The sequence below is a fragment of the Curtobacterium sp. YR515 genome (assembly GCF_900113095.1).
Lineage (GTDB): Bacteria > Actinomycetota > Actinomycetes > Actinomycetales > Microbacteriaceae > Curtobacterium.
Genome location: NZ_FOOD01000001.1, coordinates 990,637 through 1,013,649, shown reverse-complemented (window position 1 = coordinate 1,013,649; position 23,013 = coordinate 990,637). Strand labels below are relative to the sequence as shown.

At 72.5% G+C, this 23,013-nt stretch carries 24 protein-coding genes; 14 read left to right on the top strand and 10 right to left on the bottom strand.

What is annotated here, in order from left to right:
• Positions 1-4: 4 nt before the first annotated feature.
• The 4 genes from BM028_RS04700 to BM028_RS04685 all read right to left on the bottom strand — a co-directional run bounded on the left by BM028_RS04700 (position 5) and on the right by BM028_RS04685 (position 2,623).
• On the bottom strand, positions 5-805 hold the full coding sequence (locus tag BM028_RS04700; protein ID WP_092384816.1) for an SDR family NAD(P)-dependent oxidoreductase: 801 nt from the start codon (positions 803-805) through the stop codon (positions 5-7).
• A gap of 10 nt (positions 806-815) precedes the next feature.
• Positions 816-1,322, bottom strand: a complete 507-nt coding sequence (locus BM028_RS04695; protein WP_070417172.1) for a Dps family protein — start codon at positions 1,320-1,322, stop codon at positions 816-818.
• A gap of 92 nt (positions 1,323-1,414) precedes the next feature.
• A complete protein-coding gene (locus BM028_RS04690) occupies positions 1,415-1,927 on the bottom strand; it encodes a MarR family winged helix-turn-helix transcriptional regulator (RefSeq protein WP_070417171.1) in 513 nt (170 codons plus the stop codon).
• Between the two features lie 138 nt (positions 1,928-2,065).
• Positions 2,066-2,623 carry an NADPH-dependent FMN reductase gene (locus BM028_RS04685; RefSeq protein WP_070417170.1) on the bottom strand — a complete coding sequence of 186 codons (558 nt, stop codon included), beginning with the start codon at positions 2,621-2,623 and terminating at the stop codon, positions 2,066-2,068.
• A 103-nt stretch (positions 2,624-2,726) separates the two neighbouring features.
• Between BM028_RS04685 and BM028_RS04680 the strand changes: the two genes are divergently transcribed.
• The 7 genes from BM028_RS04680 to BM028_RS04650 all read left to right on the top strand — a co-directional run bounded on the left by BM028_RS04680 (position 2,727) and on the right by BM028_RS04650 (position 10,307).
• Complete coding sequence (locus BM028_RS04680) at positions 2,727-4,364, top strand: glycoside hydrolase family 13 protein (RefSeq protein ID WP_092384814.1); 1,638 nt, start codon at positions 2,727-2,729, stop codon at positions 4,362-4,364.
• 98 nt (positions 4,365-4,462) lie between these two features.
• A complete protein-coding gene (locus tag BM028_RS04675; protein ID WP_092384812.1) occupies positions 4,463-6,424 on the top strand; it encodes a lectin-like domain-containing protein in 1,962 nt (653 codons plus the stop codon).
• A 118-nt stretch (positions 6,425-6,542) separates the two neighbouring features.
• Positions 6,543-7,184: a DUF308 domain-containing protein gene (locus BM028_RS04670; RefSeq protein WP_254789389.1), complete on the top strand. Its 642-nt coding sequence runs from the start codon at positions 6,543-6,545 to the stop codon at positions 7,182-7,184.
• Complete coding sequence (locus tag BM028_RS04665; RefSeq protein WP_070417166.1) at positions 7,181-7,444, top strand: hypothetical protein; 264 nt, start codon at positions 7,181-7,183, stop codon at positions 7,442-7,444. The genes BM028_RS04670 and BM028_RS04665 overlap by 4 nt, the downstream gene beginning before the upstream one ends.
• Positions 7,416-8,912 carry a DHA2 family efflux MFS transporter permease subunit gene (locus BM028_RS04660; RefSeq protein WP_254789388.1) on the top strand — a complete coding sequence of 499 codons (1,497 nt, stop codon included), beginning with the start codon at positions 7,416-7,418 and terminating at the stop codon, positions 8,910-8,912. The genes BM028_RS04665 and BM028_RS04660 overlap by 29 nt, the downstream gene beginning before the upstream one ends.
• A gap of 104 nt (positions 8,913-9,016) precedes the next feature.
• Positions 9,017-9,556 (top strand): RNA polymerase sigma factor, encoded by a 540-nt coding sequence (locus BM028_RS04655; RefSeq protein ID WP_083403343.1) that lies wholly within the window; start codon positions 9,017-9,019, stop codon positions 9,554-9,556.
• Positions 9,546-10,307, top strand: a complete 762-nt coding sequence (locus tag BM028_RS04650; RefSeq protein ID WP_139219747.1) for a superantigen-like protein SSL4 — start codon at positions 9,546-9,548, stop codon at positions 10,305-10,307. The genes BM028_RS04655 and BM028_RS04650 overlap by 11 nt, the downstream gene beginning before the upstream one ends.
• A 73-nt stretch (positions 10,308-10,380) precedes the next feature.
• On the opposite strand, the gene BM028_RS04645 is transcribed toward BM028_RS04650, so the two are convergent.
• The gene (locus BM028_RS04645; protein WP_175495988.1) at positions 10,381-11,310 is read right to left on the bottom strand and encodes a LysR family transcriptional regulator; all 930 of its coding nucleotides are present in this window, start codon (positions 11,308-11,310) and stop codon (positions 10,381-10,383) included.
• A 48-nt stretch (positions 11,311-11,358) separates the two neighbouring features.
• Between BM028_RS04645 and BM028_RS04640 the strand changes: the two genes are divergently transcribed.
• Both BM028_RS04640 and BM028_RS04635 read left to right on the top strand, forming a co-directional pair.
• Positions 11,359-12,633 carry an MFS transporter gene (locus tag BM028_RS04640; protein WP_092384804.1) on the top strand — a complete coding sequence of 425 codons (1,275 nt, stop codon included), beginning with the start codon at positions 11,359-11,361 and terminating at the stop codon, positions 12,631-12,633.
• 156 nt (positions 12,634-12,789) lie between these two features.
• Positions 12,790-13,401 carry a hypothetical protein gene (locus BM028_RS04635; protein ID WP_092384802.1) on the top strand — a complete coding sequence of 204 codons (612 nt, stop codon included), beginning with the start codon at positions 12,790-12,792 and terminating at the stop codon, positions 13,399-13,401.
• A 37-nt stretch (positions 13,402-13,438) separates the two neighbouring features.
• On the opposite strand, the gene BM028_RS04630 is transcribed toward BM028_RS04635, so the two are convergent.
• Entirely contained in the window at positions 13,439-14,359 is a 921-nt protein-coding gene (locus BM028_RS04630; protein WP_070419278.1) for a cation diffusion facilitator family transporter, read from the bottom strand.
• A 47-nt stretch (positions 14,360-14,406) separates the two neighbouring features.
• Here BM028_RS04630 and BM028_RS04625 point away from each other — a divergent pair, with 47 nt between their 5' ends.
• Together BM028_RS04625 and BM028_RS04620 are read left to right on the top strand one after the other, a co-directional pair.
• Positions 14,407-14,952, top strand: a complete 546-nt coding sequence (locus BM028_RS04625; RefSeq protein WP_092384800.1) for a DUF4166 domain-containing protein — start codon at positions 14,407-14,409, stop codon at positions 14,950-14,952.
• A 129-nt stretch (positions 14,953-15,081) separates the two neighbouring features.
• Positions 15,082-16,059: an epimerase gene (locus BM028_RS04620; RefSeq protein WP_092384798.1), complete on the top strand. Its 978-nt coding sequence runs from the start codon at positions 15,082-15,084 to the stop codon at positions 16,057-16,059.
• Here BM028_RS04620 and BM028_RS04615 read toward each other — a convergent pair.
• Complete coding sequence (locus tag BM028_RS04615) at positions 16,028-17,125, bottom strand: EamA family transporter (RefSeq protein WP_092384796.1); 1,098 nt, start codon at positions 17,123-17,125, stop codon at positions 16,028-16,030. The two genes, BM028_RS04620 and BM028_RS04615, sit on opposite strands and share 32 nt — an antisense overlap.
• A 72-nt stretch (positions 17,126-17,197) precedes the next feature.
• Here BM028_RS04615 and BM028_RS04610 point away from each other — a divergent pair, with 72 nt between their 5' ends.
• On the top strand, positions 17,198-18,112 hold the full coding sequence (locus BM028_RS04610; protein ID WP_092384794.1) for a LysR family transcriptional regulator: 915 nt from the start codon (positions 17,198-17,200) through the stop codon (positions 18,110-18,112).
• A gap of 121 nt (positions 18,113-18,233) precedes the next feature.
• Here the strand turns inward: BM028_RS04610 and purB are convergent, their stop codons facing one another.
• The 3 genes from purB to BM028_RS04595 all read right to left on the bottom strand — a co-directional run bounded on the left by purB (position 18,234) and on the right by BM028_RS04595 (position 20,646).
• Positions 18,234-19,619 carry an adenylosuccinate lyase gene (gene purB, locus BM028_RS04605; protein WP_070417158.1) on the bottom strand — a complete coding sequence of 462 codons (1,386 nt, stop codon included), beginning with the start codon at positions 19,617-19,619 and terminating at the stop codon, positions 18,234-18,236.
• Entirely contained in the window at positions 19,616-20,128 is a 513-nt protein-coding gene (locus BM028_RS04600; protein WP_070419277.1) for a low molecular weight protein-tyrosine-phosphatase, read from the bottom strand. The genes purB and BM028_RS04600 overlap by 4 nt, the downstream gene beginning before the upstream one ends.
• Positions 20,129-20,247: 119 nt before the next feature.
• Positions 20,248-20,646 (bottom strand): phage holin family protein, encoded by a 399-nt coding sequence (locus tag BM028_RS04595; protein ID WP_070417157.1) that lies wholly within the window; start codon positions 20,644-20,646, stop codon positions 20,248-20,250.
• A gap of 50 nt (positions 20,647-20,696) precedes the next feature.
• Between BM028_RS04595 and BM028_RS04590 the strand changes: the two genes are divergently transcribed.
• Positions 20,697-21,776, top strand: a complete 1,080-nt coding sequence (locus BM028_RS04590; RefSeq protein ID WP_092384792.1) for a histidinol-phosphate transaminase — start codon at positions 20,697-20,699, stop codon at positions 21,774-21,776.
• 23 nt (positions 21,777-21,799) lie between these two features.
• Positions 21,800-22,936, top strand: a complete 1,137-nt coding sequence (locus tag BM028_RS04585) for a thiamine pyrophosphate-dependent dehydrogenase E1 component subunit alpha (RefSeq protein ID WP_071295537.1) — start codon at positions 21,800-21,802, stop codon at positions 22,934-22,936.
• Positions 22,937-23,013: the final 77 nt, after the last annotated feature.

Sequence of the window (23,013 nt, the reverse complement as noted above, 5' to 3'; positions counted from 1 at the left end):
TCTCCTAGATCGTTGCGACCGAGCCGGAGTCGACCCGGTAGTTCGGGCCGTTCACGAAGCTGGCGAGGTCGGAGCAGAGGAACGCGATGACGTTCGCGACCTCCTCCGGCTCGCCGCGACGCTGCAGCTCCATGTACGGGCGCTCGTCGTCGAGGAACGACGCGATCGCCTCGTCGAAGGTCTGGCCGGTCTCCTCGGCACGCTTCTTCATCATCGCGTCGGTCATCGGCGTGTGGATGAACGCCGGCGACACGGTGTTCACGAGCAGGCCCTCCTTCGCGTAGGTGCGGGAGAGGCCCTTCGCGAAGGACAGCACCCCGGCCTTGGCCGCGCAGTAGGGGAGCTCGTCGTCGTACGGCTGCGACGCGTCCTCGGACACGAGGTAGACGATGCGACCCCAGCCGCCCTGGCGCAGGTCGCCGATGAACTCACGCGTGATCCGCACCGGCCCCATCAGGTCGACGTCGATGGTGTCGAGCCATCCCTGTTCGTCGATCTCGTGGAACAGGCCCTGGGCGCCCGTGACGCCGGAGGACTGCACGAGGATGTCGATCTCGCCGACGGCGTCGCGCACCCTGGTGTGCAGGTCGGCCAGGCTCGCGGCGCTCGTGACGTCCGCGGCGAAGGCGTGCAGCCTGCCGTACGGCGCCTCGAGCTGGTCGGCGCTGTTGTCGAGCTGCGACTGGTCGAGGTCCGACACGACCACGGTCGCACCCTCCGCGAGGAGGATGCGAGCCGTGTTCCAGCCGATGCCGGAGTCCGCGCCGAAGACCAGGGCGGTCTTGCCCTGGATCCCGAGGTCCACCTGGTGGCCGCTACGCGTGCGCCGAGGCGTCCGCGACCGCGGGCGTGGTGGCCGAGGCGAGCGGGGTGCTCGGTGCGCGGTTCTCGGCCGAGACCATCCACGCGAGCTGCTCGAGGCGCTCGATGAAGCCGTGCAGCAGGTCGGCCGTCGTCGGGTCTTCCTCGTCGACCTCGTCGTGGACGTCGCGCATGGTGCCGGTCGCCTGGTAGAGGCGGAGCGTCACCTGGTCGATGGCGTCGTGCGTGGTGATCTCACCCTCGGGGAACTGGTCGAGGTGGCTCGACGCCGCGACGGTGCTCGAGCGGCCGTCCGGGACCGCGTACAGGGCGCGCATGCGCTCGGCGGTGTCGTCGGCGAACTCACGGGCGGCGTCGACGATCTCGTCGAGCTGGAGGTGGAGGTCCCGGAAGTTGGTCCCGAGGATGTTCCAGTGTGCCTGCTTGCCCTGCAGGTGCAGGTCGATGAGGTCCACGAGGACCGCCTGGAGGTTCTTGGCGAGCTTGTCCGATGCGTGCATGATCGGTTCCTTCCGCGTTGGTGACCGGTACCAGACCGGTCTACGCGGTGCGGCAGGACGTCCGCTCAGAGGACGCGTCCCCCGTGGTCCGATCAGTGCGTGACGGCGGGGTCGACCTGGTCGACGGCGGAGCGCATCTGCTCGAGGAACACGGCGACGACGCGGGCGTCCTCGGGGGAGAGTCCCTCGGCGATGCCCATCATCCGACGGTGCATGATGCCGAGGGTCGCACGGACCTCTTCGTCGGTCTCGGTGGTCGGGGTGATCACGAGCGCGCGGCGGTCGGTCGGGTGCGGGTCGCGGCGGACGTGGTTCGACTTCACGAGGCGGTCGATGAGGATCGTGGTCGAGGCCGACGAGATCTTGAGGTACGCCGCCAGGTCCTTCGGCTTCACGGTGCGCCCGGCGCGCTGCGCCTGCAACAGGAAGCGCACCGCGAGCAGGTCGGTCTCGCCCATGCCCATCGAGTCGCGGGTGCGTCGACGCATCGCGGTCTCGGCGGCGCGGTACCGGCGGAGGGCGTTCAGGACGGTGACGCCCCGCTGGGTCGCGTCGTCATCGGGGAACCAGTACCCGGACGCTTCCGTGATCTCCTGCGTGGACATGGCGTTCAGGGTAGCCCGTCTCGTTGCTAGAGCGTCTAGGGATCTCACGGGATGCGGTCTCCCGCACCCGTGGACGGACGGGAGGCGCGGTGCGGGCCGGCACCGCGCCTCCCGTCCGTCGTCACGTACGTGACGTCGTCAGGCTGCGGCCTGCTCCTCGGTCGCCTCGGCGAGCGCGGTGAGGGCGCCCTGGACGAGCGTGGTGACCTCGGCGTCCTCGCGCGGGTGGGTCTCGGCGAACCGGACCACCGACTGCGGGATGGCGACCTTGACGTCCTCGAGCACCTTCGCGCCGGCGATCCCGGCGACCTTGCGGGCGTCGTCGTGCGCCCAGACGCCGCCGAACTGGCCGAAGGCCGACCCGATGACGGCGAGCGGCTTGCCGGACAGCGGCGAGGCGCCGAACGGACGCGAGCCCCAGTCCAGCGCGTTCTTCAGGACGGCCGGGATGGTGCCGTTGTACTCGGGGGTGACGAGCAGGACGGCGTCGGCGGCGGCGACCGCGTCGCGGAAGGCGACGGCCGAGGCGGGCGGGGTGTCGCCGTCGATGTCCTCGTTGTAGAAGGGCAGGTCGACGATGCCGTCGAAGGTCGACAGCTCGATGCCCTCCGGGGCGTGGTGCGCAGCCGCCTCGGCGAGCTTGCGGTTGATGGACTCGGCGCGGAGGCTGCCGACGAGGGCGAGGACGTTCGTCATCGGGGATCCTTACTGGTTCTGTGACGGAAAGGTGTCATCGACAACCAATGCGTGCGCGTGGACCCCTATTCCCGGTCCGGTGGATCGTCGGTACGTTGGCGACGTGAGCACGCTTCGGACGCCGGCCAGCACGCCCCGCACGACCGACCCGGACTGGTGGCGGAACGCCGTCGTCTACCAGGTCTACCCGCGGAGCTTCGCGGACACGGACGCCGACGGGCTCGGCGACCTCGCGGGCGTGACGAGCCGCGTGCCCTACCTGGCGTCGCTCGGCGTCGACGCGGTCTGGCTGTCGCCGTTCTTCCCCTCGCCGCTGGCGGACGGCGGCTACGATGTCGCCGACTACCGGGACGTCGACGATCGCCTGGGCACACTCGACGACTTCGACGCACTGGTCCGTGCCCTCCACGAGCACGACATCCGGCTGATCGCGGACATCGTCCCGAACCACACCTCGGACGAGCACGCGTGGTTCCGTGCCGCGCTCGCCGCGGGCCCCGGCTCGCCCGAACGCGCTCGGTACGTGTTCCGGGACGGTGCCGGTGCCGACGGGTCGCTCCCGCCGAGCGACTGGGTGTCGAACTTCGGCGGCAGCGCCTGGACCCGCGTGCCCGACGGCCAGTGGTACCTGCACCTGTTCGCGCCCGAGCAGCCGGACCTCGACTGGTCGAACCCGGAGGTCCGTGCCGACTTCGAGGACACGCTGCGCTTCTGGTCCGACCGCGGGGTCGACGGCTTCCGGGTGGACGTCGCGCACGGCCTGGCGAAGGACCTGTCGACCCCGTACCGTCCGTCCGACGAGCACCACCTGCCGCTGGACGGCTCCGACCCGCTCTACGACCGCGACGAGGTGCACGAGATCTTCGCGGCGTGGCGCCGGGTGCTCGACGAGTACGACCCGCCGCGAGCCGCCGTGGCGGAGGCCTGGGCGCCCGCGCCGCGCCGCGTGCTCTACGCCCGGCCGACCGAGCTCGGGCAGGCCTTCAACTTCGACCTGCTCGAGGCGCCGTTCGACGCCGCGGCGTTCCGGGGCATCATCGACCGGAACCTGTCGGCGTCGGCGCAGTCCGGGGCATCGAGCACGTGGGTGCTGTCGAACCACGACGTTGTCCGGCACGCGACCCGGTACGGCCTGCCGGACGGCACGGACACCGACGCGTGGCTCATGACCGACGGCACGACACCGTCGCTCGATCGTGCACGGGGGCTCCGGCGGGCGCGGGCGGCGACGCTGCTGATGCTGGCGCTGCCCGGTTCGTCGTACGTCTACCAGGGCGAGGAGCTCGGGCTGCAGGAGGCCGCGGCGATCCCGCACGAGGTGCTGCAGGACCCGAAGTGGATCCGCACCGGGCACACCGTGAAGGGGCGGGACGGGTGTCGCGTGCCGATCCCGTGGACGACGTCCGGGCCGTCGTTCGGGTTCGGGGCGGTCGCACCGCACCTGCCGCAACCGGCCGACTTCGGGGCGTCCTCGGTCGAGGCGGAGGACGGCGACCCCGCGTCGACCCTCTCCCTGTACCGCGCGGCGACCGCTGCCCGACGGGACCTGCAGCGGGGCGAGGACCTCGCGTGGATCGAGGCGCCGGACGGGGTCGTGGCGTTCGCGCGGCACGACGGGTGGCGTTCCGTCACGAACTTCGGGACCGAGCCGGTGGAGCTGCCCGCCGGCGAGGTCGTCGTGTCGTCCGGTCCGCTCGGCGACGGGGTGCTCCCCGGGGAGACCACCGTCTGGTTGCGCTGAGCCGGACTCTTCCTCCACAGCCAGGAGGCGCGGGGACGCGTTCCACAGATCGGCCGATGCCCGCCTGACGGGGACCCTCCGGTCGCGACGATCGGGGCATGACAGCTCCCAACACCCCGCCGGGCGGTCGACCGCCCGCCAGGTCACGCCGGCTCCGCCGCGTCGCGGCCGTCGCGTCCGTCCTGACCGCGCTCGGTGTCCTCGCGGCACCCGGCCTCGTGCCGTCGGCCTCCTCGGCCGACGAGCTCGCCTTCCCCTACGAGAACCAGTTCTCCACCGCTGCCGGCGGCGCCCTGCACGGCGACGCGGCGATCGTCGACGGTCGGCTCCGGCTGACCGACGACGTCAAGGACCAGGCGGGAGCGTGGTCGATGCAGGACACGTTCCCGTCCGACCTCGGGCTCGAGATCGAGTTCAGCTACGCGATGTACCGCGACGTGGACGACCCGGGTGCCGACGGCCTGCTGCTGTTCCTCGCGGACGGCGCCGCCGAGCAGGGCGTCGGGTCGTTCGGGGCCGGGCTCGGGTACGCGTGCCGACGCGAGACGTCCCAGGGCGGTGGCCTCTCCTGCGACCTGCCCGGGGTGCCCGGCGGCTTCGCGGGCATCGCGGTCGACCACTACGGCAACTTCTCGACGCCGATCAACTACTCCGGTCCCGGGGCGCGCCCGGACACCGTGTCGATCCGTGGCTCCGGCGACGGGGTGCTCGGCTACCGCTGGGTCGGCGCTGCCCCCGCTCCCGGTGGCACGGAGACCGCCGGGGCGACGCTCCGGAAGGTCCGCGTGACCCTGCTCCCCGGTGACGCCGGAGAACTCGCGGTCACCGTCCGGCTGCAGGACGGGGACCGGATGCGGACCGTGCTCGACCGGGTCCCCCTGCACGGCGACGGCCAGGCACCGCTGCCGAGCACGCTCCGCCTCGGCTTCGCGGGGGCGACGGGCAGCCACGTCAACGTGCACGAGGTCGACGCCCTGCGCGTCTGGACCCCGACGGACGTCGCCGTCACGCACGACCTCGCGCCGAGCGTCCCGGCGGGTGCCGACGTCGAGTACACGGTGACCGCACGGAACGCCGGCGTGAACGCGTCGGACCCGAGCGCGCTCGAGGTCGACGTGCCCGACGCCCTGCGCGACGTCACGTGGACCTGCTCGGCGGCCGCTGGGTCGTCGTGCGGGACCGAATCGGGCACCGGCGACGTCGCCACCGATCTCGGCCTGCCGCGCGACGGGACGGCCACGGTGACGATCCGCGGCCGCACCGCCGACGACGCCGAGGGCACGCTCGAGAGCGTCGCCACGATCCGACCGGCGCCCCGCACCGCCGACACGAACGAGGACGACAACACCTCGGCGGCGAGCACCACGGTCGCCGCCCGGGTGGACGCACACGTCGAGACGGACAAGTCCGTGTCCCCCTCGACCGCGGTCGAGCCCGGTGACGAGGTCGAGTACACGATCACCGCCCGCAACCGGGGCCCGGGTACCGCCGAGGACGTCGGGGCGGTCGACGAGCTGCCGAGTGCGATGCGGTTCGTCGGGTCGCCGGACGACTGCACGGCCGAGGGGCAGGACGTGACCTGTCGCTCCGGTGCCGCGCTCGCCGCGGGGGAGACCGTGTCGTTCCGAGTCCGCGCGCAGCTCGACCCGGCGTACTCCGGGGACGGGTCGGACGTGGTGAACGTCGCGACCGCGACGTCGCCGAGCGATCCGGACGGCGGCGACCCCTCGCCGGGCGTCGGGATCGTGGTGGTCCCCGGCGGCGACGGCGGTGGCGACGGCGGCCCCGACGGGCCGGGTGACGGCGGGGACGCTGACACGGGTCCGCGCGACCGGGCGCCCGACGACCGCGGGGCCCGTCCCGCCGGGGACGGTGGAGACGGCGGGGACGCCAGGCCAGCCCGGACCGGAGCGCTCGCCTACACCGGCACGGAGGACCTCGGCGTGGTCGCGGCGGTGGCCGCCGTCGGTGTGGCGGCCGGGGCGACGTGCTGGTGGCTCGCGCGGCGGCGTGCGCGCCGACGTGCGGCGGAGGACGAGGTCGGGTCGAGGCCCCGCTGACCCCTCGCTGACGCCTGCTGGTTCGAGCATCCTCAGCGGCCGATCGCCCCGCGCGGTCGGCCGCTGCACCGTGCGGCGGTAGGATCGAACCACGATCCGCATGCCCGAAAGAGGTCTCGTGTCCGACTCCGTGGACGACTCCGGCCAGCGCGCGCGGTACTGGCCGATCCCCGTCCTCCGGGCCGTGCCAGCCGCGATCGTGGCCATCGTCATCACCTTCTCGTCCAACCACGCGGCGGGCTACGGCCTGCTGCTGTTCGGTGGGTTCGCGGCGGTGGACGGACTCGTGCTGCTGCTCGCGGGCACGACGCGGCTCCCGGCGGACGGACGGTCGCGCCGGACGACCCTCCTGCAGGCGGTGATCACCCTCGTCGCCGCGGTCGCCGCGTTCGCGTGCAACGGCCTCGGCCTGCCGGCGTTCATCGCGGTCGTCGTCGCCTTCGCCGTCCTCACCGGGGCGCTCGAGCTCACGCAGGGGCTCCGCGCCCGTGAGCGTTCGCCGTTCGCGCGCGACTGGACGACCGTCGGCGGCCTGACGCTGCTGCTCGCCGTCGCCTTCCTGGTGACGCCGCCCGACTACTCGCAGGAGCTCGGCGGTGTCGAGCGGGTCACCGGCACGCTGGACGCCTCGATCGTCCTCGTCGGCCTGCTCGGCGCCTACCTCGCCATCACCGCGGTCTTCCACGTGATCGCCGGCCTCTCGCACAAGTGGGGAACGGCGGCCCCGGCCGCAACCCCGGACGGAGCACCACACGCATGACCACCCCCAGCCGTCGCGACCGCCTGCGCCCGGTCGAGCTCCTCGGGATCTCCGCGATCGTCGCGGTCTTCACCGGGCTCGTCGTGCTGCTCGCCACGCGTGAGCTCCAGCTCGCCGCGATCTTCCTCGGCATCGCGTTCATCGTCGTCGTGGTCGTCCTCGCGATGCTGCAGCTCGCCTCGACGAGCGACCAGGACGACAACGACATGCTCGGTGGTCACAAGACCCCGGGTGAAGGAGACGGCAACGACTTCCACTGAGTCGGAGACCGCCCCCGCGGTGCTGTCACGGCGGCCGTTCCAGGGCGACCCGGGCCTGCCGCAGCGGTACCGGCACCGGTACCTCATCCTCGCGGTCTGCTGCATGAGCCTCTTCATCGTCTCGATGGACGCCACCGTGGTGAACGTCGCCCTGCCCTCGATCGGGCGTGAACTCGGCAGCTCGATCTCCGGGCTGCAGTGGACGATCGACGCCTACACGCTCGTCCTCGCCAGCCTGCTGCTGCTCTCCGGCTCCGCCGCCGACCGCATCGGCCGCCGCACCACCTTCCAGATCGGGCTCGCGCTCTTCACGGTCGGGTCGCTGCTCTGCTCGCTCGCGCCCGGGGTGGGCTGGCTCGTCGTCTTCCGCATGGTCCAGGCGGTGGGCGGCTCGATGATGAACCCGGTCGCGATGTCGATCATCACCGCCACCTTCGACGACGCGAAGGAGCGTGCCCGTGCCGTCGGCGTCTGGGGTGCCGTCGTCGGTGTGTCGATGGGGCTCGGGCCGCTGGTCGGCGGCGCGCTGACCGACACCGTCGGCTGGCGCGCGATCTTCTGGATCAACGTGCCGATCGGCATCGCGGCGATCGTGCTGACGTTCCTGTTCGTCCCCGAGTCGAAGTCGCCGAAGCCCCGCCGCCTCGACCCCGTCGGCCAGGTGCTCGTGATCGTGCTCCTGGCGACGCTCGTCGGCGGGCTCATCGAGGGGCCGCGGCTCGGCTGGACGTCACCGGCCGCCCTCGGGCTGTTCGTCCTCGCCGCGGCGTCCCTCGTCGTGCTCGTCGCCGTCGAGCGCCGTCGCCGCGAACCGCTCATCGACGTCCGGTTCTTCCGGAGCATCCCGTTCTCGGCCGCGGTCGTCACCGCGATCGGCGCGTTCGGCGCCAACGGGGCGTTCCTCTTCCTCAACGCGCTCTACCTGCAGGAGGTCCGGGGCATGTCGCCGTTCCAGGCCGGCCTGTGGACGCTGCCCGCGGCGGTCGCGACGATGCTCGTCTCGCCGCTGTCCGGGCGGCTCGTCGGCTCGATCGGCACCCGGGTCCCGCTCGTCCTCGCCGGCATCGGCGTCGGCGGCGCCGGGGCGATCCTCACGACGATCGACGCCACGACACCGATGTGGGTGCTCGTCGTCGCCTTCGTGCTGTTCGGGTTCGGGTTCGGCATGGTGAACGCGCCGATCACGAACACGGCCGTCTCGGGCATGCCCCGCGCGCAATCCGGGTCCGCTGCGGCCGTCGCGTCGACGAGCCGGCAGACCGGGGTGTCGCTCGGGGTCGCACTCGCCGGCACCGTGACCGGCGCGAGTGCGGTCGCGACCGTCGGCGCCGGGTTCGCCGTGGCCACGCACGCGATGTGGTGGATCGTCGTCGGGATCGGAGCTGGGATCGTCCTCGTCGGGTACCTGTCGACCTCGGCTGCGGCGAAGCGCTCGGTCGCCGGCATCGCGCACCTGCTCGACGCCTGAGCCGCTCGGGCGACCGACACGCCCGGGATCACGTTTTCGCCACGGTCCTGTCACGATCGCGCGTGCAGCCGACACCTCTGGAGTGAAGGAGGTGGGATGTGGACGTGACGACCGGCACCGACACGGACGAGGCGATCGTCCGTGCGATGGCACGGGGCGACAAGAGCGCGCTCGCCCGGGCGTTCGACCGGTACGCCGCGACCCTCACCCGCTACGCCTGGGCACTCGTCGACGACCGCCAGGACGTCGAGGAGATCGTGCAGGACGCCTTCTTGACGCTCTGGCAGCGTGCCGAGACCCTCGAACTCCCCGCGGACACGATGCTCCCGTGGCTGCTCGTCGTCTGCCGGAACCACGCGTTCAACACCGGCCGGAAGCAAGCCCGCCGTCGCGCCGACGAACTCCCCGAGCAGCTCGCCGCACCCGAGGACCACGCCGAGGCCCGTGAGCGCCTCCGCTGGGTCCGCGACGAGATCGCCGCGCTGCCCGAGACCGACCGACGCATCTGCGAACTGTGCCTCCTCGAGGGGCACTCCTACGCCGAGGCCGCCGAGATGCTGGGCCTCAGCGTCGGTGCGGTCACCCAGCGGGTCTCCCGCTCCCGACGCCGACTCAAGAAGGTGGTGATGCACGATGAACACTGAGCCCCCCGAGGGAGACGACCTGCAGCGCATGCTCGTCTCGATGAAGCAGAACGTCCTCGAACGTGCCACCCCGCGTCCGAAGCGGCGTCGGTTCCGTCCGGGCATCGCGCTCGGCGTCATCGGCCTGCTGGCGATCGGGACCGCAACGGGCGCCGTGGCCCTGTCGTTGTCGCAGCAGGAGACGCCCGTCGCCGCGCCCACCCGGACGCAACAGCCGGAGCCGTCGCCCTCCGCGACGACCCCGACGTCCGCGCCGATCACCCAGCGCCCGACACCACGCCCGACCCCGGTCAACACGACGGCGACGATCCCGACCGACTGCCGTGCACTCGTCCCGTCGTCCGACTACGACCGGTTCTTCGGTGAGACACCGCTCGTGCAGATCAAGCCGTCGCTCCCGGACACCCCGGAGGAGTACCGCGACCTCGAGCGGGAGACGGGCGACGACATATCGCTGCGGTGCGTCTGGCGGGACCCCCAGGCAGACGTGACCGGGCTGGGGATCATGGCCGGTGAGTCGACCCCCGAGGCGATCAGCGAGAACCTCGCCGTCATCCGGGGCGAGGGTGGGACCTGCAGCGAGCGCGATCACGGGACCGTCTGCCAGACCGTGTCCAACGTCGAGCCGTACGACGTCGACCGCGCGTACACGTACTACACGCGCGGCACGGCATGGGTCGTGATCGACCAGACCAACTTCCCGACCGACAACCTGCTGGGTGCGATCGTCGGGGAGATCTGGGGGGACTGACGGCCTGGAGGCGCGTGGCGGGGACGACCCGCGCCTCCAGGCCGTCGGTGGGGTACGACGGGAATCCGGCCGCTCAGCCCGGCTGCGCAGCGACGTCGACGCGCGCCGCCACGATGTCGCGCGCCAGCGTGCGCACCGCTCGGTTCGGCTCCGGACTCGTCCGCATCGCGAGGCCGATGCGCAGGGGGTCGACCTCGTCCTCGAGCTCGAGCACCGCACCGTCGTGGCGCACCCCGGAGTCCGGGACGACGCCGACACCGAGGCCGGCCGACGCGAACCGGATCACCGCGGGCATGTCGTTCATCTCCGCGACGATCCGCCGCCGGATCCCGAGTCGCTCCAGCGCGGTGTCGAGGATGATCCGGTTGCCGAAGCCGTGCGCCGTGTCGATGAACGGCTCGTCGGCGAGCTCGGCGAGCGAGACCGACCGACGACCGGCGAACCGGTGGTCGGCGGCGGTGAAGACCCGGAACGGCATCTCTCGGAGCGGCGCCACCTCGACCCCGGCCGGGACCGCCGGGAGGCCCGTGTAGGCGATGTCGAGCCGCCCGGCGACCAGATCCTGCACGAGCCCGGTCGTCCCGGAGGGCGAGGTCATGAGCTCCACCGCGACCAGCGGGTGCCGCTGCCGGAACCGCCGCAGTACGCCCGTGAGGTCGACAATGTCCATGCTCGTGAAGATGCCGAGCCGGACCCGTCCCCGCAGGTCGGCGTCGTCGACGGTCGCGAGGTCGTGCATCCGGTCGAGGGACTCCAGCACGCCGCGGGCGTGGGGGAGCAGGTCCTCACCAGCGGTCGTCAGCACGAGGTGCCGTCCGGTGCGGTCGAACAGCCGGACCCCGAAGCTCCGCTCGAGTGACGCGATCCCCGCGGACACCGTGGACTGCGCCGCCCAGAGCCGTTCGGCGGCGCGGGTGACGCTGCCCTCGGCGGCGACGGTGACGAACTGTTCGAGCAGGCGGGTCTCCACCGGTTCAGTATCGATCAGGTCGATGGACGACATCAAGAGCATCCGTTGGACTCGATGGGTGTTCGGCGGCACGATCGGAGCATGTCAACCGCCACCGCATCCGCTCCCACGTCGTCGACCGTCGCCACCGCGAGCGAGCGCGTCGCCGCCCCGCGTGGACGACGAGCGCACACGCGCCGTCGGCACGGCGTCGGGTTCTGGGCCGTGGCGTTCGCGTTCCTCGCGGTGATGGCGTTCGCGACCGTGCCCGCACCGCTCTACGTCATCTACCAGGCACGCGACGGCTTCCCGACCTTCACGACGACCGTGGTCTTCGCGGCGTACGGCGTGGGCGTCGTCGGGTCCCTGTACCTCGCCGGACACCTCAGCGACGTGCACGGACGGCGCCCGCTCATCCTCGTGTCGGTGGCGCTCGAGCTCGTCGCAGCGGTGCTCTTCCTGCTCTGGAACGACGTCAGCGGCCTCATCGTCGCCCGGCTCGTGACCGGGCTCGGGGTCGGGCTCCTGACGGCGACGGCGACCGCGCACCTCGGCGAGCTGCGGGTCCGGGCGACGGGCTCGCAGTCGTCGGCCGGTGGGGCGGGCGTGGTTGCGGGGGTCGTGAACCTCGGCGGGCTGTCGCTCGGCGCCCTCGTCGGTGGAGCGCTCGCGGAGTTCGTCGGGCAGCCGCTCATGGTGCCGTACGTCGTGTTCGTCGTGGCGCTGGCCGTCGCGTTCGTGGTGGTGCTCGCCGCCCCGGAGACCGTCGACCGTCCCACGTCGCCCGTGCCCTACCGCCCGCAGCGACTGCAGGCGCCGGAGGGGCAGGCCGGCGCGTTCTGGACCGCCGGCACCGCCGCGTTCGCCGCGCTCGCGGTGCAGGGACTCTTCACCTCGGTCGCGCCGACGTTCCTCGGGACGACCTTCCACGTGACCGACCGGCTCGCCGCCGGAGCCACGACGTTCGGGGTGTTCGCCGCGAGCGCGGTGTCGCAGATCGTCTTCGCCCGGCTGTCGCAGCGGGCGCAGATCCGCCTCGGGATGGTCCTGCTCGTCGGTGGTCTGGTCGTCCTGGCCGGTGCCGCGGTGGTGCTGCAGGTGGCCGGGTTCATCGGTGGCGGGGTCGTCGCGGGAGCCGGCGTCGGGCTGCTGTTCCGCGCGTCGATCGGCAGCGCGGGCGCCCTCGTCGGCCCGGAACGTCGCGGCGGCGTCCTCGCCGCGACCTTCCTCATCGCCTACGCCGGGCTGACCGTGCCGGTGGTGGCGGTCGGTGCCGCGCTCCTCGTGCTGCCGACGCTGCCCGTGCTGCTCGGGTACGTCGTGTTCGTGGTCGCACTGGCCGTCGTCGCCGGGACCCGCCTGGCGGCGCGGGCCTGAGCGCTGGTCCGCGTCCCGCGTTGCGCGTTCGGCCACGTCGAACCACGTTTCCGACTTCGCACCACCGCTGGGGCGCGGCGCGATGTCGGGAACGTGGTTCGACTGCGTCCCGCGGCCGGTCCAGGAGGCGCGACACCCGTCCGGCATACTGGGCGCGTGTCCCAGAAGCGCAACCGTTCCGTCATCACCGGCGTCGCCGCCGTGCTGGCCGCCGGCCTCGTGGCCGGTGGCGTCGCGCTGACGGCGCAGCGCGGTGCGGACGACCCGGTGCTCGGGGGCACGGCGGCCAGCGTCGTCCCGAGTGCGACCGCCGGCGGGGGCGCGACGAAGGACGGCACGGTGACGATCACCCGCACCGGCCCGGACCTGCCCGGCGACGACGTCCTCGCCCGCTGCGACCGGAGCACCCGCGAGACCGTGGCCCGGTACGACACCGATGCGCTCGGCACGGTCGTGCTGCAGTGCGGGAACTCCGGCCAGGGCTACGAGCACATCCGGGTCCGGCACACCGCGGATTGGGAGGACGTCGTGACCGGCCACGGCTCCCGGGACTGGGACGACGCGATGCTCACCGCGGTGCAGTCCGCCCTCGAGGCACCGGCGACCGGGTACCCGCAGGACGCCGGCGACGGCAAGGTCTGCTTCGCCGCTCCCGTGCGGTTCGACGACGGGTCTCGCCCCGCGGCCGAGCCGTTCGTCCGCGTGATCGTGTCGGCCACCACCGACCGCGTGATCACGGCGTTCCCCACGAGCGACGGCGGCTGCTGACCTCGTCCCCGGGCGACGGTGGCGCGGCGGGCACCGCCTAGGCGTGCACCTCGTGCTCGTGCCGCCGGTGCGATGCCGGCTCCAGCTGGAACGTCGAATGCTCCACGGGGACGTCGAAGTGCTCCGCCACGCACTGCTGCAGCTCGTCGAGGATCCGCGGGGCGTGCGCCGTCGAGAAGCACTCGTCGTCCACCACCACGTGCGCGGTCAGGTTGGGCACCCCGGTCGCCACGAGGGTCGCGTGCAGGTCGTGCACGGCGATGACGTGGTCGAGCTCGAGGATGTGCCCCCGGACGTCGTCGAGGTCGAGCCCCGGGGGCGTCGACTCGAGCAGCACATTGGCGGTCTCGCGCAGCAGCCGGATCGCCCGCGGCAGGATGAGCAGCCCGATCAGGATCGCCGCGACCGAGTCCGCACGCTCCCACCCGGTCAGCATGAGGACGACCGCGGCGGCGATGACCGCGACGGAGCCGAGGGTGTCGTTGAGGACCTCGAGCCGGGCGGCCCGCGAGGTGAACCCCTCGCCGGAGGCCCGGAGCAGCACGGCGTACGCCACGAGGTTGCCGACGAGGCCGATGATCCCGAACACGAGCAGCGGACCGGAGTGGATCTCCGCCGGCACGAACAGCCGCTGGATCGCCGAGATGATCACGTAGACGCCGACGGCGAGCAGGATCGCCGCCTGCGCCGTGGCCCCGAGCACCTCGGCGCGCTGGAAGCCCCACGTGCGCTGCGCGGTCGGCGAGCGTCGTGCGAGCCGCGTCGCCACGAGGCCGATGCCGAGCCCGCCGGTGTCGACGACCATGTGCCCGGCGTCGACGAGCAGGGCGAGCGATCCGGTCACGACGGCACCGACGACCTCGGCCAGCAGGATCGTCGCCGAGATGCAGAACGCGATGAGCAGTGCGCGCTCGGACGCGTGCCCGTGCGAGTGCCCTGCTCCGTGGTCGTGTCCCATGCGCATCATCGTAGGGATCCGCACCGACGACATGCCAGGATCGGGACGTGACCCGGTCGCCATACGAGCTGTCCACACCGCCCGACGTGCTGGCCCGGTTGCACCCGCGACTGTCGACCTACTTCGGCGCGATCCCGCCCGGACACGTCGGCCGTGGCGAGGGCCTCTTCGACGTCGTCGGCACGCCCCGCCGCTGGCTCTGGCCGGTACTCGCGTGGTTCGCCCGCGACGCCGTCATGTTCCCGGTCTGGGAACGGGACGTCCCCTTCACGGTCGAGAACCGCCCGGCTCGCGTCGGTCGCGGGCATGCGGTCCAGGAGGTCCGGGTCGCCGTCCGCGCGCACCGCACCTTCCGCTTCCGCTCCGGCTCCCGCACGATGGTCGACGCCATCACCGCCGGACCCGACGGGCTCGTCGACCACCTCGGTCGCCGTGGGCGCGTCAGCGCCCTGCTCCGGGCGGAGGTCGACGCGCAGGGGCCGGACGCGGGCGCCCTGCGCCTGGTCCGAACTCGGGCGTGGGACCCGGACTCGCAGGCTCGCCCGGCGCACCCCGCGCAACGCTGGCGCGTTGCCGCCGAGCGGGGCGCGTAGAACGATTCGATGACGATGCCGACCAGCAGCGCGTGTCCCTGGTGCTCTCGGCCCCGCTGGTCGGCACGCTGTACCGGTACGAGGGGGCGTTCCGGTACGAGATCGCGCCGGACACAGGACGGGGATGAGATGAGCGACCACAAGGGCCGCGCCGTGATCGCGGGGGCGAGCGGTTTCGTCGGGCAGTACCTGCAGGACGCCTTCCGCGACGAGGGCTACGAGGTCGTCACGATCGGCCGCACCGGCGACGCTGTGTGGGGCAACACCATGCGGATCCGCGAGCTCGTGGACGGGGCCGCACTCGTCGTGAACATGGCCGGCAAGAGCGTCAACTGCCGGTACGGGCGCCGGAACCGGGCGGAGATCATCCGCTCCCGGGTCGACACCACGCTCGAACTGGCCGAGGCGATCCGCACGAGCGAGCACCCGCCGCCGCTGTGGGTGAACGCCTCGACGGCGACGATCTACCGGCACGCCGACGACCGCCCCCAGGACGAGGCGACGGGCGAGCTCGGCGAGGGGTTCTCGGTCTCGGTCGCGAAGGCGTGGGAGGACGCCCTGTCCGCGGTCGACCTGCCCGGCACCCGCCGCGTGGCGCTCCGGATGGCGATCGTGTTCGGCGACGGCAGCGCCCTCGTGCCGTTGCTCCGGTTGGCGCAGGCGGGACTCGGCGGGCCGCAGTACGACGGCCCGTGGTTCCCGACGCGCTCCCGGCTCCGTGCCGGCACGTACCACGTGAACCGCCACACCCGGGGCCGGCAGCGGTTCAGCTGGGTGCACATCGCGGACGTCCTCGGGGCGATCCGCTTCGTCCGCGACCACGACAACATCGACGGCGCGGTCAACGTGTCGAGCCCGAACCCGTCGGACAACCGCACCGTGATGGCCACCATCCGGGACGCCGTCGGGCGACGCTTCGGGATCCCGACGTGGAGGTGGATGCTCGAGCTCGGGTCGTTCGCGATCCGGACCGAGACCGAGCTCGTGCTGAAGAGCCGGTGGGTGGTGCCGACGCGCCTGGTGGAGGCCGGGTACGAGTTCCGCTACCCGCACCTGCGCGGCGCACTCGCCGGGATCATCGCGGAGCGTCGGCAGCACCGGGGCTGAGCGCCGGCGCCGGCGCCGGCGCGGGCGTCGGCGGGGGCGGGTCGCCGAGGTCGCTCGAACTGCCGCCCCGGCCGTCGGCGGACGGCACGTCGTGCGACCTCGGCGGAGCGTCCGCGGCGTGTGGTGCGACCTCGACCGGCGACGACGCCGGGCGGACCCGCGCAGGGCGGGCCCGTGTCGGGCGGACCCGCGCCGGGCGCGACCGCGCGGGCCGGGACGACCACAGCACGGCGGCCACCACGACGACCCCGGCCGCGATCTCCACCGCGTCCGGCACCTCCCCGAACGCCACCCACGAGGCGAACACCCCGACCACGGGCACGAGCATCGAGAACGGCGCGACGGTGCTCGACGGGTACGCCGCCATCAGCCGCGACCAGATGCCGTACCCGACGAGGGTCGCCACCAGCACGATGTAGAGCAGTCCGAGGTCCGCCGGCAGCGCCTCCGCGGTGAACGCCGTCCCGAGCGCGTTCCCGATGCGGGACGGCCCCTCGACGACGAACGACAGGACGGCCATCGGCACCGGCGGCACGATCGACCACCACAGCGTCAGGTGCAGCGGGTTGGCCGCCCCGGCCCGACGGGTCGCGACGTTGCCGATCGCCCACCCGAGGGCCCCGCACAGCGCGAGCACGACGGGCAGCAGCGCGGCCGCCTGCGCCCGGTGCACGGCGATCGCCGCCAGCGCCGCCACCGCGATCGTGACCCCGATCACCTGCCGGCCGGTGAGCCGCTCGCGCAGGAACACCCCGGCGAGCACCACCGTGAACGGCGCCGACGCCTGCAGGACGAGCGACGCCAACCCGGACGGGAGCCCCGCGGCCATGCCGAGGTACAGGAACGCGAACTGCAGGACCCCGAGCCCGAAGCCGACGAGCAGGAGCCGGCCGAACGGGAGCCTCGGGCGCGGGACGAGCAGCACGGTCGGGACCGCGAGCAGCGTGAACCGCAGCGCGGCGAGCAGGAACGGCGGGAAGTGCTCGAGGGCGAGGGCCGTCGCGGGGAAGTTGAGCCCCCACACGACGGCGACGACCACGGCGAGGAGGCGGTCACGGGTGCGCACGGGTCGATCGTGACCCAGCCGCACCGTTCAGCACCAGCGAAGAGTTCCGTACCGACGTTGTAGGCTCCCTGCATGGTCGGCTTCGACGTACAGCTGCTCGCCGTCCTCCGCGAACTCGCCGAGCGGGGGAGCGTCACCGCCGTCGCCGAGGCCACGCACCGCACGCCCAGCGCCGTCTCGCAGCAGCTCCAGACCCTGCAGCGACAGGTCGGCGTCCCCCTCGTCGAACGGGTCGGCCGCGGGGTCCAGCTCACCGAGCACGGCCGGGTGCTCGCCGGGCTGGCGAGCGGCGTCGCGACGGCGATCGCCACGGTGGACGCGGCGTGGCAGGAGCACCTCGGCGGCGCGACCGGACGGGTGGACCTCGCCGTGTTCCCGTCGGCCGCGGAACTCCTGCTGCCCGGCCTGCTCACCCGGATGCGGGAGCACCCCGGCATCGACCTGGTCCTCGTCGACGTCGACGTCGACGAGGACGCGTTCGGCCCCCTCGCCGCCGACCACGACGTCGTCATCGGGCACCGGCCGGACGGCGCCCCACCGGCCGGCCGGGAGGCGCTCGAGACCGTCCCGCTCCTCCGCGAGCCGCTCGACGTCGCGCTCCCGCTCGACCACCGGCTGGCCGCCCGCGAGCGCGTCCGCATCGACGACGTCGTCGGGGAGTCCTGGATCGGGGTGCCGGAGGGCTACCCGATCGACCGGGTGCTCACGGCCATGGCGGCGGCGACGGACACCCCGCCGAGCGTCGGCTTCCGGACGATCCACCTGCCCGTCATCGAGAACCTCGTCGCCGCCGGACACGGGGTGGCGCTCGTGCCGCGGTACACCTCGGGGACCCGGGCGTCCGGTCGCTTCCGCCTCGCCGAGCTCGCCGACGTCCGCGCGGGGCGGCGGATCGAGGCGCTCGTCCGGCCGGACCGTGCGGTCCGCCCCGTGGTCCGGACGGTCCTGGAGGCGCTGGTCGCCGAGGCCCTGGACGTCACCACCTGAGCCGGTGACGCTGCCGGCGGGGCCGCCCCGCGCCTCCAGGCCGGCACTTGGTGAGCAGAAGGGGTCGGGTCCCTGCTCGGGACCCGACCATTTCTGCTCACGAAACTCGCGACGCGGCGCGCTACACGTCGAGGTGGTCGACGAGCTCGTCGGCGAGGCCCGTGTAGGTCGCCGGGGTGAGGTTCGTCAGCCGGGCCTTCGCGCCGGACGAGATGTCCAGGCCGTTCACGAACGCGACGAGCTCCGCCTGCCCGATGCGCTTCCCGCGCGTGAGCTCCTTGAGCATCGCGTACGGGTCCTCGATGTTCGACTGCCCGGCGGTGACCTCGGCGCGGATGACCGTCTGGATGGCCTCGGCCAGCACCTCCCAGTTGCGGTCGAGGTCCTCCGCGAGACGGACCTCGTTCACGGCGATCTCGCCCAGGCCACGGCGCAGGTTGTCGAGCGCGAGCAGCGAGTGCCCGAACGCGACGCCGATGTTCCGCTGCGTGGTCGAGTCGGTGAGGTCACGCTGGAGCCGCGACGTCACGAGCGTCTCGGACAGCGTGGAGAACAGCGCCGACGAGATCTCGAGGTTCGCCTCGGCGTTCTCGAACCGGATCGGGTTGATCTTGTGCGGCATCGTCGACGAGCCCGTGGCACCCGCCACCGGGATCTGCGTGAAGTACCCCATCGAGATGTAGGTCCACACGTCCGTCGCGAGGTTGTGCAGGATCCGGTTCGCGTGGCGCACCCGGTCGTACAGCTCGGCCTGCCAGTCGTGCGATTCGATCTGCGTCGTGAGGGGGTTCCAGGTGAGCCCGAGACCCTCGACGAACTCGCGGGAGAGTGCGGGCCAGTCGGCCTCGGGGTCGGCCGCGAGGTGCGCCGAGAACGTGCCGGTCGCGCCGGAGAACTTGCCGAGGTACTCGCCGCCCTCGATCTGGGACAGCACGCGCTCGAGGCGGTAGACGACGACCGCGAGCTCCTTGCCGAGCGTCGTCGGCGTCGCCGGCTGCCCGTGCGTGTGCGAGAGCATCGGGACGCTCTTCAGCTCGTCGGCGAGCTCGCGGAGCCTCGCCACGACGGCGCGGTACGCCGGCAGCCACACCTGGTCGACGGTGTCGCGGACGGTCAGCGCGTACGAGAGGTTGTTCACGTCCTCGCTCGTCGCGGCGAAGTGCGTGAGCTCGGCGATCGCGTCGAGCCCGAGCTCGGACAGACGACGACGGACGAAGTACTCGACCGCCTTGACGTCGTGCCGCGTCGTGGCCTCGATCTCGGCGAGCTCGGCGATCTGCTCCTGGCCGAAGGTCTCCACGACCCGGCGGAGCGCGGCCTTGTCGTCGACGCTGAGCGGCGACGTGGTGAACATCGCGTGGTCGGTCAGGAAGATGAGCCACTCGACCTCGACCACGATGCGCGCGCGGTTGAGCCCGGCTTCGGAGAGGTGCTCGCCCACCGTGTGCACGATCGGGTAGTAGCGCCCGTCGAGCGGGCTGATCGGCTGCGGGGGAAGGGGGGTCATGGGGCTCCCTGACGGACTGCCGGCTCGAGTTGGCGGAAGAGCGCCCGGCAGGCCCGTTCGACGGTCGAGAGCACTCGGTCGAACTCGTGCCGGTCCGCGTAGTACGGATCCGGTACGTCGGTCTGCTGGGGCCAGGCGTCGTCGTACCGCAGCAGGAGCGTCACCTTCGCGGCGTCGTCCATGGTCGGTGCCCACGAGCGCAGGATGCGTTCGTGGGAGCGGTCGAGTGCGACCACCAGATCGAGGTCCGGGAACCGGTCCGGATCGAACTGACGGGCGCGATGCCTGCTGCCATCGTATCCGCGCGCTGCGAGTGCTGCGATCGTGCGCTCGTCGGCGGGCTCGCCGACGTGCCAGTCGCCGGTGCCGGCGGACTCGACCTGGAACCGGTCGGCCATGCCGGCGTCCGCCGCGAGCTGGGCGAAGACGATGCCGGCCATGGGGGAGCGGCAGATGTTGCCGCTGCAGACGAACGAGACCCGGAAAGGGGCGTCGGCGTCCGGGGTCATGGGGACATCATGGCGCAGGGAGCGTCCGTCCGCGACGCTGCTGCCGTCGGGAGGCGCGGTGCCGGTCCGGTCGTCGGCCCACCCCGACGGGGTGCTGGCCGACGGGTCGTCGGCCAGCGTCACGCGCGCGGGCGGTTCAGCACCGGCCGCACGAACAGCCCGATCAGCCACGCGAACACCGCGAGCACGAAGGCGCCGACGATGCCCCAGCCGAACGAGTCGACCTGCAGCCCGAAGCCGAAGGCGTCCGAGATCCCGGCGACGATGAGCAGCAGGATCGCGTTCACGACGAACGAGATGAGTCCGAGCGTGAGGATGTAGATCGGGAAGGCCACGATCCGGATGAGCGTGCCGATGACCGCGTTCACGAGGCCGAACACGAACGCCACGAGCAGGTAGGTGAGCACGGTGGCCGTGGTGCCGCCGTCGCCGAAGGGCGTGACGGAGACGCCGCTGACGATCAGCGTGGTGAGCCAGAGGGCGACGGCGTTGACGACGAGGCGGACGAGGAATCGCATGCGTCCATGATGCCCTCCGGTACCCGCGGACGGGCCGGTAGCCTGATCCCGTGACTGACGAGCGCGTGCACATCCGGCCCGAGATCGCCGTTCTCCCCGCCTACAAGCAGGGGCGCCAGGCCGCGGCCGACGCCTTCAAGCTGTCGAGCAACGAGAACCCGTTCCCGCCGCTGCCCGGCGTCGTCGAGGCCGTGCAGGCGCAGACCGCGTTCAACCGCTACCCCGACGCCACCGCCCTCGCCGTCCGAGCCGTGCTCGCGAACCGCTTCGGCACCACCGTCGACGAGGTCCACGTCGCCCCCGGCAGCGTCGCGATCCTCCACGAACTCGCCAAGGCCACCTCCGGCCCCGGCGACGAGATCGTCTACGCGTGGCGTTCCTTCGAGGCCTACCCCGGCGTCGTCACGGTCGCCGGCGCCACGAGCGTGCAGGTGCCGAACCGCCCCGACGGCGGTCACGACCTCGACGCGATGGCCGCCGCCGTCACCGAGCGCACCCGCCTCGTGATCGTCTGCACGCCGAACAACCCGACCGGCCCGATCGTGACCGGCGCGGAGTTCGAGGCGTTCATGGCGCAGGTGCCCGCCACCGTGCTCGTGGTCCTCGACGAGGCCTACGCCGAGTTCGTCACCGAGCCGACCGCCGTCCGTGGCGCCCCGCTGCTCGAGCGGTACCCGAACCTCGTCGTGCTCCGCACCTTCTCGAAGGCGTACGGGCTGGCCGGACTCCGTGTCGGGTACGCCCTCGGCCCGGCGTACGTGCTCGATGCCGTACGCGCCTGCGCCATCCCGCTCTCGGTCACGGCGCAGGGCCAGGCGGCGGCACTCGCGAGCCTCGAGCGCGAGTCCGAACTGCTCGAGCGCGTGTCCGAGATCGCCGTCCTGCGGGACCGCGTCGTCACGTCGCTCCGCGAGCAGGGCTGGGACGTACCCGACGCCCAGGGCAACTTCGTGTGGCTGCCGACCGGCGAGCTGACGGCACACGCGACGGAGCGCTTCGAGCAGGCCGGCATCATCGTCCGGGCCTTCGGGAACGAGGGCATCCGCATCTCGATCGGGGAGCACGAGGCTGTGGGAACGCTCCTCGAAACAGCACGGTCGCTTGTGGGGGACCTCCAGGCAGCCGAGTAGTCGCTGCCGCTACGCTGGCCCGCATGTCATTCCGCGCCGCGGCCCCCGCGACGACCACCGTCCGGCTCCTCGACCCCGAGGGCCGGTTCGTGGAGACCGACGAGAACGCCGAGTTCGCCGCCGCCGCGCGGGCGATCCCGGACGAGACCCTGCTGGCGATGCACCGTCGCATGGTCCTCACCCGTCGGTTCGACCACGCCGGTCACAACCTCCAGCGCACCGGTCAGCTCGGCCTCTGGGTGCCGAGCCACGGGCAGGAAGCCGCACAGACCGGCTCCGCCTTCGCCCTCCGTGCACAGGACCACGTCTTCCCGTCCTACCGCGAGCACGCGGTCACGATGCACCGCGGCGTCGAGCCGATGGAGATCATCGCGATGTACCGCGGCCAGACGCACGGCGGGTGGGACCCGGACGAGCGCGGCAACACCCACATCTCCACCCTGGTGATCGGCTCGCAGACCCTGCACGCCACCGGGTACGCGCTCGGGCAGAAGCTCGACGGCGACGTCGGCACGGGTGACCCCGACCGCGACGCGTGCTCGATCGTGTACTTCGGCGACGGCGCGACGAGCCAGGGCGACGTGAACGAGGCGTACGTGTTCTCGGCCTCGACGAAGGCCCCCGTCGTCTTCTTCCTGCAGAACAACCACTGGGCGATCTCGGTACCGGTGTCGGTGCAGTCGCCGACGCCGCTCGTCGACCGTCCGCGCGGCTTCGGGATCCCGAGCGTCCTCATCGACGGCAACGACATCCTCGCCTCGTACACGGCCTCGGTCGTCGCCACCGACCACGCCCGCAGCGGCCAGGGCCCGGCGTTCATCGAGGCCGACACGTACCGCATCGGCGCGCACACCAGCTCCGACGACCCGAGCCGCTACCGCGCCGAGGGCGAGCTCGAGGACTGGGTCCGCCGCGACCCGATCGTCCGCTCCGAGGCGTACCTGCGCTCCAAGGGCGCGACCGACGAGCAGTTCGCCGCGTTCGACGAAGAGGGCGAGGACATCGCCGCCGACGTCCGCCGCCGCACCGTGGCCCTGACACCGCCGTCCGTCGACGTCATGTTCGACAACGTCTACCGCGAGCCACACCCGCTGATCGCCGAGCAGAAGGCCTGGCTCGAACAGTACGAGGCCGGCTTCGAAGGGGGCGCCCACGCATGAGCACCACCGAGCAGCTCTTCGACTACACCCTGCGCTCCCACCCGGGCGCCGGCGAGGTCCCGAGCGACCCCACCCCG